This is a genomic window from Streptomyces sp. NPDC026417, from assembly GCF_055567695.1.
In genome coordinates, this window is sequence record NZ_JBVHPY010000053.1 from 1 (window position 1) to 12,308 (window position 12,308).

Below are 12,308 nucleotides of genomic sequence, written 5' to 3' on the forward strand. Positions count from 1 at the left end.
CCGCGATCTCCCACAGCCCGTCCGGAACAATCCAACTCCACGTACCCCGCCCCATAACCAAGTCCAACGACCCAGCCCCACATAGGACACGGTCTTAGGCCACCAGAAGCACATCAACGACCCCGCGTAAGCCCCCTGTCATCCCGCGAGCAGACCGCAGACCTGATCCCGGCACGAACCACGGAATCGTCAAGCCGCGCCGCAACACACCGCTCCTCACCACCTTCTGCGCACGAGCACGGTAGGTGATTGGATGGATCTTCGACTGGGGCCGCCACTTCAAAATACCTGTGGATTAATACGGGATGCGCGTCGGACACCCCTTGCGTCAGCAATGGAAAGAGCTGAAAAGCGACCCTGCATCCATATCGCGTAACGATCAGTCAGGCGGTATTGAGTATAGAGCACCGCAAGGTGGGCCAGGCAAAGCGATAAAGAGGTCCCGGGTGCATGTCAAATGACAAATCGAGGTAGAAATTGGACACTCTGGACCATGGATTAGCCCCGAGTTGAGTGGCAAACACTCATTCCAACTAAGGTGTGCACTCCTAGAGTTCTGAAATCAGGCGCGCGCAGGGTGTCCTCCTAGATGAGATCGACGCGAATGACGCAATCACGATAGCCCTCTAACGTCCGCCTTGTCTGGCGGAGTGCAGGCCGCGAAAGGCTTACGCGAGCCGGAAACAGGAAAGCCGTATGAGTGCTCAGTGTCTCCACGGGTGTAGGCATTTGTGGGCGGCATGAGTCAATGGCTGGTCAGAGATTGTCATGAGTAAGGCATCGCCACGAAACGTTAACCTGTGAAAGTGGAGAATGTTTATGATCAAAACGCGGAAAATCCTGGCCCTGGGCGTAATGATCCCCTCCCTGGCTGGAGTCTCGACTGCTCTAGCCCCGTCAGCCTCGGCGGAAACGCTTGTCTCATATAATTGCGGCGCTGCGAAGCCATTGTGGCAGGGGGGTTCGGCGTATTCTTACAGCTGCTTCCAGACCTATAATGATGTTTTTTGGGGGCGTCAATACCGGATTGCAACCTATGTAGTGAATTCTTCCCTCAAGCCTATTGTGAAACTGGCAATACGTTTGAAGGAGGGGCACGATTGGCCCTCCTCGGACACCGATTTTGGTGTCTGTAACATCGCATATGTTGACTCCGGGAATTCCGCGAGCTGTGTCACGCCACCTCAAACGGTCGTTGCCAATCGCGCCCGCTATGCTGGCGGGGGAGTTAGCGGCTATCATGAGGACTCCCCGCTTGGGGTGTTTGGTACTGTCTGGTCATATTCGCCCAGAGTTGAATGGTGAAGTGGCAAGCAGACGCAGCGTCAATCGCGCATGATCTTTCGCCTGCCTGACATCACGAAAGATGAACTTGCTCGGTGACCCAGCGGACGAGGCCCCGAACCCCACACGCGCTGAGTGGGCGGTCATGCTGCCCTCGGTTAGATGTCGATTTTTTGAATCATCAACAGGGCGAAGATATCGCCCTTGGTTCCAGCGAAGTAATTGGATGGGGAGATCTCTGGGCTCGCCACGGTATCGTCTCCCGGGAAGAGTAGGCCCCTTGACGCCCCTTTTGCTCCAGCCGATCCGGTTCAGTAACCGATGGATGCGGTCCGGAGCATCGTGACCTGCCTGTTCTGCCAGAGTCCAGCCGTTCTTCCGCTCCAGCGGAGCGATCAGCCCCTGCATATACGAAAGCGTTGACTCCCCCCGGGGCTAGCTCCGGCTGAACCGATGCACGAACCGGCCGTGCAAACGCTCCAACTCGTCCGCCCACAACCTGACATCAGCAAGGTCCCCACCCATAACCACACCAACGAACGACCCGCCCAACAGTCACGGCATAGACCGTTGCAGTACTGGATCGACGCCGGGATCCATCCGGGCACGACGAGCGGGGAGTCGGCCGAGCTCAAGCGGCTGAAGAGAGAGAAAAGCTGAGCTGTGAGGGGTCAGTGAGGATTTTCAGCGTCGAGGTTTCAGGGTGAGGATGGTTGCGGCGGCGGTCCTCTGGTTGGGGCTGCAGTGGGCTTTGCGGAGGGTTCGCCCGGACTTCAGTTGCGCGTTGCTTCGTTCGACCGGTGCTTGCGCTGCTGACTGAGCCTGGTTGGTTGTTTGTTTCGGCGTGGTGGGGTCCCGGTTGGGGAGTTGTCTGATCGGTGTGGTCACCCAGAGGCCGGACCCGCTGGCGGCGCGCGGTCGGCGCGGATCCGGATCGTGCGGTGGGTGCAGGATACGGGGTCAGGTCGTAGGGGGGCCTTGACCCCGGATTTTGAACACGTCTATGCGGCTTGGGTCAGGGTAGTTGCAGCTGGCTGGAGGTCGTTCTCGTAGGCGATCGGGGACCGGTGGCCGAGGCGGGAGTGCCGGCGGCGGGTGTTGTATCGGGTCAGCCAGCGGAACGCGTCGGATCGGGAGTCGCTTGAACTGGTGGAGTCAGGCGAAGGTCCGCTCGACGCATGCCTGCGTCAGTCAGGCCTCCCCTACGCCTTCACGGAACGGGAGGCGTAGGCGACTTGGGCTACGTCGGCTCCGGACTACTCACGCCCAGTCGCAAGCCGCCCGGCCAGGAACGGTCCACAGGTGGCCAACGGCTCCAACAGCTCCGGCAACAGGCTCCGGGCCACGGTCGAATAGGCCATCGTGCACCTGAAGGGCTGGAAGATCTTCGCATCCGCTGCCACGGCCCGCCTCACCCTCGTCGCCAAGACCGCCACCGCCCTCGCCTTCCACCAGAACGGCTGACGAAACCCCCGTGAATAGGCCTCACAGCCTCGCCCCCATAACGAAATCTTCCGGAATCTCATTTCACGGTGAAACCGCACCATGAGGAGGAAACCGGCAAATCAAACGCGTAATGTTCCGCACCGCCTCGACCTGCGTGACGCCGACTCCCCTCCCTACCTACTACGACCGGCAACAAACCCTCGGTCAACCCATACCCGAGCTCTCCTGCGACTCGCCCGTCAAGGTGTCAGCATCCCATTCGCCATGCTCCGCGACACCTGCTTCTACGAATCCCCCCCCCCGTTATCTTCTTCGCGGTCCTGCAAGAGGGCCGCTGGCCTCCGGGCCCGGTATGACTGTTGCCCCTGTCGAACGGATGACCTGGGGGGTGGTGTCACCGGGCCTGAGGGGTGCCGTCACAGACGCTGATCAGAGGTCCGGCCACTGCCCGGCCCGGCGCAATGCCGGGCCACTTGCGGGCGGCAGGTCTGCATAACGTGGATGCGCGCGAACGGCTCCCGACCTTGAGGCCGGCACGCGTCGACAGATGTGGGGGCACGGTGATCAGCATCGACGGGGTGGGCGTCTTCCTGGGCCTGGACGTCGGCAAGCAGACCCATCACGAACACGGACTGACCCCGGCCGGGAAGACGGTCTTCGACAAGCCGCTGCCCAACAGCGAACCGAAGCTGCGGGCCGTCTTCGACAAACTCAAAGCCAAGTTCGGCACCGTCCTGGTGGTCGTGGATCAGCCCGCCTCCATCGGCGCCCTGCCGCTGACCGTCGCCCGCGACACCGGCTGCCAGGTCGCCTACCTGCCCGGACTCGCCATGCGCCGGATCGCCGACCTCTACCCCGGTGAGGCCAGGACCGACGCCCGCGACGCCGCCGTCATCGCGGACGCCGCCCGCACCATGCCCCACACCCTGCGCGCCCTCGACCTGACCGATGAGGTCACCGCCGAGCTGACCATGCTGGTCGGCTTCGACCAGGACCTGGCCGGAGAGGCCAACCGCACCTCCAACCGCATCCGCGGCCTGCTCACCCAGTTCCACCCCAGTCTCGAACGCGTCCTGGGACCCCGCCTGGACCACCCCGCCATCACCTGGCTGCTGGAGCGCTACGGATCTCCGCAGGCACTCCGCAAGGCAGGCCGCCGCAGGCTCGTCGAGGTCGTCCGTCCCCGGGCACCGCGCATGGCCGAGCGGCTGGTCGACGACATCTTCACCGCCCTCGACGAGCAGACCGCCGTCGTCCCCGGCACCGGCACCCTCGACGTGATCGTGCCGTCGCTGGCGAAGTCGCTGGCCGCCGTCCACGAACAACGCCGGGCTCTGGAGGCCCAAATCGAGGCCCTGCTGGAGGCCCACCCTCTTTCCCAGGTCCTGACCTCGATGCCCGGCATCGGCGTCAGGACCGCCGCAGTCCTCCTGACCACCGTCGGTGACGGCAGCTCCTTTCCCACCGCCGCCCACCTGGCCTCCTATGCCGGCCTCGCCCCGGCAACCCGGCAGTCCGGCACCTCGATCCACGGCGAACACGCCCCCAGAGGCGGCAACCGCCAGCTGAAACGGGCGATGTTCCTATCCGCGTTCGCCGCCCTGCATGATCCCGCCTCCCGGACCTACTACGACCGTTGCCGAACCCGCGGAAAGACCCACACCCAGGCCCTCCTCCGCCTCGCCCGCCACCGCATCAGCGTCCTGTTCGCCATGCTCCGCGACGGAACCTTCTACGAACCGAGAAGCCCTCGACTCGCTTGACGAAGGACATAGAGGCCCCCCCGCGCCACCATCGCTGATAGGGGATGCGGACTCCGCTCGCCTACCACATAGTCATCACTGGGGGGCGACGCGCGCGGTAAAAGCATTACCCATATGAAGACATGAAACGATTCGTTCCGAATTCTCTGAGCACTCATTCCGCCCCGTTGCACCCCTGCCGGTCAAGTACCGGTGCGAGTCATGCGCAAAAAGACGGCATCCTGCGCGGTGATTTGCCGCTTGCAGAAGAAAGTGGCAGCACCGAGGACGGAGAAGTAGTCACAGGAGAGCTGATTCGGTCAGGCGTGACCCCTATCGAGGCAATTCATGGATTGAGTGAAACCTACTCTCGAACGATGCTTAGGACGTGCTGGAGTCTCGGTAAGCACAACAGCTGGCGCCAGTTGCTCAATTAGGAGGAAAAGATGAAGCTCACGCCGATTTCGACGAGACGGAGAATCGGAGCATTGTCGGTGGCGCTGGCGGCTGCCAGCGTACTGTTGCCAGGCTCCCCGGCCCATGCCGCCGAGACGACGAGACTCTGCGGGCCATGGAAAGCATTGCCAACAGGGCATCAAGGCGTCCAAGCACGCACATGCTGGTCATACGACAATGATCCATATCACAGTGGGGACTGGTCCGAAAAGGGCATAGTTGCGGTCTTGAATAAATCCGGGCACGCCATCTTGATCAACAAGATGACGGTTGGCGTCCCGTCGGACTCAAGCGTGAATAAAAGTTGTATCAACTTTGTGACGGTAGTTCCAACCTGGAACGATTCTCCCGTCGCTGCAGTTCAGACTTGTAGAGGGTTTGGACTTGGGCAAGACTACCTAAAGTACTTCACCCAAGCCGCTCAAGCTCAGATCACCACCTTTGATGAAACTTCCAAAGAGTGGAAGACGACCACTATCGACTCAGCCCCCTATGAAGGCCCACATCCAGCCCAGTGGAGCTGAATTCGACTAGGCAGGCCGCCGCGCCGTACCAGGCGTTGTTGAACCCGTCCGGTCGCCCATACCCGCGGCGGGTATGGGCGACCGGACGAGCATCCTCCCGTACCTCAGCGGCGGGAATAACGTCCAACAGACCAGGGCGGGCATGCTGCACCTTACCGTCGACGTCCCGATCCGGTGCCCCTTCCATTGGATAGGCTCCGTACCGGTCCGCCGCTGGTCGGAGGCATCACCGGTGATCCGAGTGGCGACAGTGCTAGGCAGTTTCGTTTGGGTCATTGGGTGAACCAGAGGAAGACGCCTGCTATGTGAAGTTTGGCCAGGTAGACGGTGGCGGTCTTCTCGTAGCGGGCGGCGGGCCGCGCCACTGTTTCAGACGGATGATGGAATTTCGACGGTGTTGCGCTGCTTGTTGGTCTCGCCGGCGGAGGTCGGTGGCCTACCTCCGCAGCTGGTCCGGCGTAACCAGTGTTCGCGCTGGTCGGTGGGGCGGGCCAGCGGTCGTCGTCGGCGAGTTATCTCTATACTGCGCAGACCGCATAGGTGGTAATGTCACCCTGCCCGCCGACACCGTTAATTGTAGCAAGCCAGGACTTACCCTCCGATTGCGGCAAGCTCGAGCGGATCTTTACTGACCCTGATGCATAGAATCCACCGCCGACCACCTTCCTCCCAGCAGAGCAGGCCGCTTCCGGAGCCGCCGCCCCGCCGTCGTAAACATGATACGTGGGCGATACAACATGACCGTATCCCGTTAGACTATCGGAGTTCACACATACAACGGAAGTTGTTAGGTCCCCCTCGGCCGGACCATCGATCCAAGACTTCCAAGAGGTTGCATCCTCCATCGGGACGCTACCGTAAACGCCAGACAACCCCGGGGTGCTATACCCGCCACCCAACACCTTCTTACCGACGGGACAGGAAGCGACTGCCGTAGCGATCGAATTTGCATTTTTGTGCACAATTGAAGACTTGGCAATCTGGTACCCTGAAATACTGTCAGAGTCGACACATACAGCAAAGGCGGTATAGTCTCCCTGCTTCTCTGCCTTCGCGTACGAAACCCAGGCGGCACCTTCAAAGTTCGGCTTGCTGGTGAAGCTTTCGAGTCCCGAAATGTGTTTGAAGCCGCCACCGACCGCCTTCTTTCCACTAGGACAGAAAACGTTCTTACCGGCAGTCCCCCCCGCCAAAACGTGCACTGACGATGACTGCACAATCTCATACCCGGTTATCCGGGGCATAGTTGCACTCGCCGGAATGGCCGCCGTCAGCACAGCTGTAACAGCACCAACGGTAAGTACAATGAGGCTCTTTTTCTGCATGACAGGGACTGCCTTTCGCGCAATGCGGAATTGATTGCAGGTATTTCGACTCAGTCGGAGGCGTTCGAGACCTCTCGAAGAATGGAGTATCCATCAAGTCACAAGATGGAATTATAATCAGCCACCCCAATGGCGGGATGAGCATTATTTACTCAGTTGTCGAAGCGTTTCTGCAGTTTTCGGGGCGCGGCTCGTCCAGCGCGTGCCCGATCTCAGATTCGGCGGCTGGCCTCAACCTCGCGAATAATGGCCCATATGCGCACCCGGCGAGAGATACCTCGCCACTTTCAACCTTCCTTCTGACCGTTTTGAGCGGCAGCCGAAGTCGCCCCAAGCGCCGTCTCTTGACCTGATGCCTCGAGCGCGCCGGCACGTTCGCGACGAGCAGGTCCCCGTCCACACCGCGGGCGGGCCCGACCGCCGCTCACCTCGCCGCCTACGTCGGCCTCGCCCCACAACCCGCAGTTCTGGCTCCTCGATCCGCGGCGAACAACCGTCCCGGCGCGGAAACAAGCAGCTCAAACGGGCCTTTTTTCCTATCCGCGTTCGCGGCAGAGAGCGGCGCCGCGCGATGAGGGCCGCCCCATGCAGCACTTCTTACTCTCCCGGCTGTCGAGGCAGGGGCCCGCTGATGCGGGCGACGGCTGTTCGTGTGCCCCGAGGATCGTCAGAGGGCGCGCAGCACGGGCAACGACGTTACCAAGGATGACCGCCCGCCTCGTCGGGCGCGAGCGGCTGGAACCCGGGGTAGTACGCAACGAGCCAGGCGTGGTCGGCTGCGTCACGCTGGAACCTCTTCACCGTCGCTTCGCCGTTTAGCATGGCGACTTCGGCGTCGCGGTCGCTGGCGGGGGTGCCGTGCGGGCAGGCGATGATGCGGTCCACGCCGTCGCCCAGCGGGCCGACCATCACCATGCCGCCGGGCAGCCGCTCGCCGAGGTAGCGGGGGCGCAGACCGCAGTCGACGACGTCGGCGACGTACATCTTGCGGGTGGCGGGGGTGCCGGGGAAGGCGAAGCCGGCGGCCTTGCGGATGCGGCTGCGGGAGCCGTCGCAGCCGATGAGGTAGGAGGCGCGCAGCCGGGTGGGGCCCTGGGGGGTGTCGAGGGTGATCTCGACGTGGTCGCCGTCGAGGTGGTTCTGGTTCAGGGAGGCGAACTTCGTCACCGGAAAACTCGCCCGGCCAGCATGCAGTCCCGCGGCGTGGGCTTCACCGCCCGCCCCATGGAAGGAAAGTCTGCGCCACTCGGCCTGTCCCCACACTCATACGCCGAGGCAGCGATCGGACGTGTGGGGCTATGACGGCGACTACTGAGCGTGAGCAAGAAGCGGGTGGTCTTCGACCGGCGCGGACTGCTGCCCCGCTGGGGCCAACTCGACACCATGCCGGTGGGCCACTTCGGCGGCATCCAGTTCGACTACACCGTCCTGCCGGACGGCCACTTCGGCGCCCGCGGCGTCCTGCAGTGGCGCACCGAGGAAGTCCTGGAGCAGTGGGCGGGCGAACTCGGCGCCGACATCCGCCGCGGCTACGAAGGGGCGTGCAGCACTCCCTCTTGGCTGAAGCCGAACTCCTTGAAGCCCAGGCGCAGGCCCTGCCCACGCGCCTTGCTATAGGCCTCCTTCAGCGTCCCCAACTTCAGCAGGTGAGCGATGCGTTCACCTTCCGGCAGATCCGCCAGGCCCTTCGCCTCGCCGGGGGTGAGGATCTGCGCCTGGAACAGATCCAGCGCACGAAACCGTCCGCGGGTTCCGCATCCGCCCGGTCCGGCAACGCGACCGCCATCAGCAGCTCGGTGTGCGACAGGCTTACCTCGATCTGGTCGAAACCGCGCAAGTACGGGTTGCCACCCAGCCCGTAGGCCAATCCAGGTGCTTGGGCGCGGCGCCCGCCCCAGGTCGGGGTTCGAGGCCTGGGGTACCGACTGCTTGCTCGATGCGTCTTCCCCGCCCCTCCCGCAGCAACTGTGACACTGATGGTGCTGGTACTGGTGTCCGCGATACGCGGGCCGCCCGAGGTGTGCGACTGGGTCGGGGGAGCCATCGACCGGTGTGGCATACAGGTCCAGGCTGCGGTGATGGCGGCGCGGGCCTGGACCTCCAGCATGGATCTCCAGCCCTCAGCGGGTTGACCGGCACATAGGGCTCTTCATAGACAACGAGCTCACCGTCTCTCCACCGTAGATGTCGATGTGCACACTGAAATGCTGGCCACGCGACAGATTGCAAAGAATCCTCCGAGTTACTGCCGTATAGCAGCGAGCTTCCACCACGAATACCAGACCGCCGGCCACCCCGATGCCGACCAGATACAGGACAACTCGTGGGCATTGCTAGCCGTGTCCGCTGCAGCTGCCGAATGGCGACTCATCTGTCTGAACAGCCCGCAACGGCTCCCCACCGCGATCTCCCCTTGTGCGGCCTCGGTTTCAAAAAGTCGGGGAAACTAGGCATCCGGCTTGATAGACATTCCAGCACAAGAGAAGATTTTCAGCGAAGACCCCGCAGACGACGCGACGCCGAGATAATCACACCAGCGACGGCGGCTTCGCCGATAACCCGGTGCTAGAAATTCACCCACTGCGTCTGCACTTGCGATGAGGCCGTGGCACTGCCGACTTTGGCCGTAACAGTACTGACCACTCGATGCACCTTATTGACCGTAACGTAGGTTAGATCCACTGGTGAACACACCTTAGTTACCCCCGGGGCAATTGAAGAGAAATGGCAAGTCGCTACCTTAGTGGCACCCCCGGACATCGCCTCGTCTTTTATGATTACATTGACGTTAGTCAGTACGAGATCCTCGGACCCATTGCGAACTTTCGCCCCGTCGATATACCAGTCACTACCCGTCGATGAGTTGTGCAGCTGCATGCAACTCTTGAGGGTTAGGTTCCAGTAATAGCCAATCCCTTCTAGTGGGCTTTCACCACTGCATTGACTCCAGTTATTCTCGAAGGCCGAAGCCGTCGTGGCCCCCCCAATCGTCAAACCGGCGAGCGATGAGAGGAGAATGCCAGTAGCTGATAGGCTTCGCGTAAGCTTGTTCATGCCATAACCCCTTACTGTCGATTTCGTCAAGGTGAGGCAGGAGGGTGACCTCACTGATGTCTAATTTGCATCCCCCCTAGTGCCATCAGAGAGAATTCTCCAATCTGGCCCAGAATGCATTGCTTTTCAAATGATCAGTTGGCCACGGTCCGCCGGATCACGCGTCTTCCACTTCTGGGATGGCGTTGTGTATATGTCGACCGAGCGGGCCCGAAACGACGCCGGAGTCCAGGACCCTCATAATCTACGCCCGCAGAGGACAAGGTCCAGTCCCCTCTACATTTCGCCGTCTGCCATCTTGGCCAAGCCAGTCAAAAGGGTAGGCACGCAGGGCGTATAACTGACTGAGGGCCGGATATCCCTGGTAGCAGGCCAGGTAGTCTGAGGCACTCTGTCGGCCTGTGCGGCCTGATTGCGACACAATCCGCCACGGACACAAGTTCGGCCCGAGTCGAGAAGGTCGGGCGCGCTAGGGCCGGCAACGGGATGCGCGACCTCCGCCACCCGAAGACAGGTCGCGATTGCACTTCTCGACGAAACGCACCCGCGGCGAACGCAAGTTCGCCGCACGAGTCTGCTTCAGCCAGTGAACATACAGCTCTTCCCCCCTAGCCTCACAGGCTATGCTACTTGACTTGCTGGCTTGCGGGAGAAAATGGGCGGCGAAGCCCCGAAAGGTGGTTTTTGTCATCCCAAACACGAATAAAAGCGCGTGCATGGCCACTAGGAGTTCGAGGGAGTTCGAGACCTTCGCGTTTGGTCTCCCCTGCAGAAATAAGGGTCAAGTATCCATATAGCTGTTTCGAGCTGTTGCCGTTTTAAGGCCTGCCCACCGACCGCGTACGCCAGGTAATGCGGCCTACGCCAAACCTTTTCGTCGATTCATCGATTCAGTTCTCCCCGAGCAGGCTGGGCAATTTACCAAATCACATATTTCGAGGTTGAATACCCAAGGGAGTTCCCGCCGTTAATTACAGCCGAGACGGTCCCATTCGTCTGGTGTGCACTACCGGTCGCCCAGTAGTTCTTGGAGCAAGTAACGGTTTTGCCAGGGGCGACAGAGTCCCAGTGACAGCTTGTGACGTAGGTCAGGCCATCCCAGACGCTAATGTCAACATCGTTTAGCCACGTGCTCGCCGAAGTGTTCCGTACGCTCGTCGTCGGAATGTACCAGGCCAACCCCGTAAGGTCCTCCCAGAGTTCCACACAACTGAAAGTGAAGGCGTTGTTTAGTCCGCTGCCACCCATCCAGTTGGACGCGCCGCAGTTAGTAGAGATGCGCGTTGACGTAGCAGCAGATGCAGGAGTGCTTAGTGCGATTCCTGTGCCGAAAATTACCGGAATGACTGAAACTGCCCCAATAAGGCGACGCTTCCCCGAATTAAACATTTAGCACTCCTCTAGTGATGCAAGTAAGACAGGGCTGAGGGATCTAAAAAGGCTCTCCGGCTTTCTACATCGAGAAGGCGCATCGATGCGATGTTTAACCGGGCTCCCGTAGATTATCAGAAGAGATCATCGCTCGACTGGAGCATTCCCTACTCCACCATTCGTCCGGACGCGCCCTATTGACTGCGGCTGTGCGTGTTGGGGCAGTCGGTTCGGTATCCATTTGCCCAGTACGTGGCTGGGGACAGAAAGATTGATAAGGTGCACCGCGCGGCGGACGGTTGAACGTTGCGGATGCTCGGCTCGGTGGGTGCTGACACGGGAGTCCGAGCCGTGACTGCCAGGAGTATTTAATCGAGCTGCTCGCGCCATGGGGTGCAAGAACGGCTGGACGCCAGCCGAGCGAGCCGGTTACTGATGTTGTGGCCGTGGTGTCGTCGGTGTGAGCCCTGTTCCGGTGAGGCATCCGTCGATGATGTCGCTGCGGTATTGGATCTGGCGGAGGCTGTGTCGGAGCCGGTGTATGAGGTGGTTCGGGGCGTGAAAGCCGTGTTGGTCTGGGTGGTTCGGTGCAGGATTGACCGGGTCCCTTCCACGGGGTTGGGGTCGGGTGCGTATGGCGGCAGGTAGGCGGTGAGCCGGTCCTGCGCGTTGATGAAGGCCCGCATTCGGCGGTCGTTGTGGGTCGTTCAAGTTGTCCCAGATGAGGACGATGGGTGCGTGGAGCTGCTGGTGGGCGGCGATGAGGAGGTCGCGGTACTCGGTCCACGCGAAGCTCTTGCGGCCTGCACTCTTGTGATCTGTGTGTTGTCTGGGCCGGTAGATCAGGCGGGAGCGTTCGCCGGGTCTGTAGCAGCACAGGGCGGCGATGGAGAAGCGGCGCTGGCAACGGCCGCGGACCCCTGTGACCGGTGTGGTGCCGCGTGGGCTCCAGGTGCGGGAGGTCGGCGGCGTCATCGAGAATCCCGCTTCGTCCTCGAAGACGATCCAGGCCCCGAGCGCCGCCGCGGTGATTCCACGTGCGGCCACACCTCCTTCACCCAGCCGGCCACCGCTTCATCCGCGCTCCAGGGCACGACGGGCCGGAA

7 protein-coding genes and 4 pseudogenes are annotated in these 12,308 nt (G+C 61.5%); 6 read left to right on the forward strand and 5 right to left on the reverse strand.

Translation table 11 applies throughout. The features are described from left to right. Window positions 1-1,581 precede the first annotated feature (1,581 nt). Window positions 1,582-1,809: pseudogene (locus ACZ4NT_RS37505) on the reverse strand (IS701 family transposase); the annotation flags it as partial. 967 nt (window positions 1,810-2,776) lie between these two features. Between ACZ4NT_RS37505 and ACZ4NT_RS37510 the strand changes: the two are divergent. The 3 genes and pseudogenes from ACZ4NT_RS37510 to ACZ4NT_RS37520 all read left to right on the forward strand — a co-directional run. Then, window positions 2,777-3,033: pseudogene (locus ACZ4NT_RS37510) on the forward strand (IS110 family transposase); the annotation flags it as partial. Window positions 3,034-3,290: 257 nt separating this feature from the next. Further along, window positions 3,291-4,493 carry an IS110 family RNA-guided transposase gene (locus tag ACZ4NT_RS37515; protein ID WP_467729847.1) on the forward strand — a complete coding sequence of 401 codons (1,203 nt, stop codon included), beginning with the start codon at window positions 3,291-3,293 and terminating at the stop codon, window positions 4,491-4,493. Between the two features lie 425 nt (window positions 4,494-4,918). Beyond that, entirely contained in the window at window positions 4,919-5,452 is a 534-nt protein-coding gene (locus ACZ4NT_RS37520; RefSeq protein ID WP_467729849.1) for a hypothetical protein, read from the forward strand. Window positions 5,453-5,970: 518 nt separating this feature from the next. On the opposite strand, the gene ACZ4NT_RS37525 is transcribed toward ACZ4NT_RS37520, so the two are convergent. Further along, a complete protein-coding gene (locus ACZ4NT_RS37525) occupies window positions 5,971-6,777 on the reverse strand; it encodes a hypothetical protein (RefSeq protein ID WP_467729851.1) in 807 nt (268 codons plus the stop codon). Between the two features lie 404 nt (window positions 6,778-7,181). Here ACZ4NT_RS37525 and ACZ4NT_RS37530 point away from each other — a divergent pair. Beyond that, window positions 7,182-7,331 (forward strand): annotated as a pseudogene (locus ACZ4NT_RS37530) (transposase); the annotation flags it as partial. 142 nt (window positions 7,332-7,473) lie between these two features. Here ACZ4NT_RS37530 and ACZ4NT_RS37535 read toward each other — a convergent pair. Continuing rightward, the gene (locus ACZ4NT_RS37535; protein ID WP_467729853.1) at window positions 7,474-7,944 is read right to left on the reverse strand and encodes a S24 family peptidase; all 471 of its coding nucleotides are present in this window, start codon (window positions 7,942-7,944) and stop codon (window positions 7,474-7,476) included. Window positions 7,945-8,094: 150 nt separating this feature from the next. Here ACZ4NT_RS37535 and ACZ4NT_RS37540 point away from each other — a divergent pair, with 150 nt between their 5' ends. Further along, entirely contained in the window at window positions 8,095-8,394 is a 300-nt protein-coding gene (locus ACZ4NT_RS37540) for a hypothetical protein (protein ID WP_467729855.1), read from the forward strand. Here the strand turns inward: ACZ4NT_RS37540 and ACZ4NT_RS37545 are convergent. Next, the gene (locus ACZ4NT_RS37545) at window positions 8,307-8,507 is read right to left on the reverse strand and encodes a 4'-phosphopantetheinyl transferase superfamily protein (RefSeq protein WP_467729859.1); all 201 of its coding nucleotides are present in this window, start codon (window positions 8,505-8,507) and stop codon (window positions 8,307-8,309) included. The two genes, ACZ4NT_RS37540 and ACZ4NT_RS37545, sit on opposite strands and share 88 nt — an antisense overlap. Between ACZ4NT_RS37545 and ACZ4NT_RS37550 the strand changes: the two genes are divergently transcribed. Next, window positions 8,424-8,639 (forward strand): hypothetical protein, encoded by a 216-nt coding sequence (locus ACZ4NT_RS37550; protein WP_467729857.1) that lies wholly within the window; start codon window positions 8,424-8,426, stop codon window positions 8,637-8,639. The genes ACZ4NT_RS37545 and ACZ4NT_RS37550 overlap by 84 nt on opposite strands. 2,992 nt (window positions 8,640-11,631) lie before the next feature. On the opposite strand, the pseudogene ACZ4NT_RS37555 reads toward ACZ4NT_RS37550, so the two are convergent. Next, window positions 11,632-12,308, reverse strand: a pseudogene (locus ACZ4NT_RS37555) (transposase); the annotation flags it as partial.

Coding starts and splice junctions, on each gene's coding strand:
- ACZ4NT_RS37520 (WP_467729849.1), top strand. CDS start 4,919: ATGAAGCTCACGCCGATTTCGACGAGACGGAGAATCGGAGCATTGTCG.
- ACZ4NT_RS37525 (WP_467729851.1), bottom strand. CDS start 6,777: ATGCAGAAAAAGAGCCTCATTGTACTTACCGTTGGTGCTGTTACAGCT.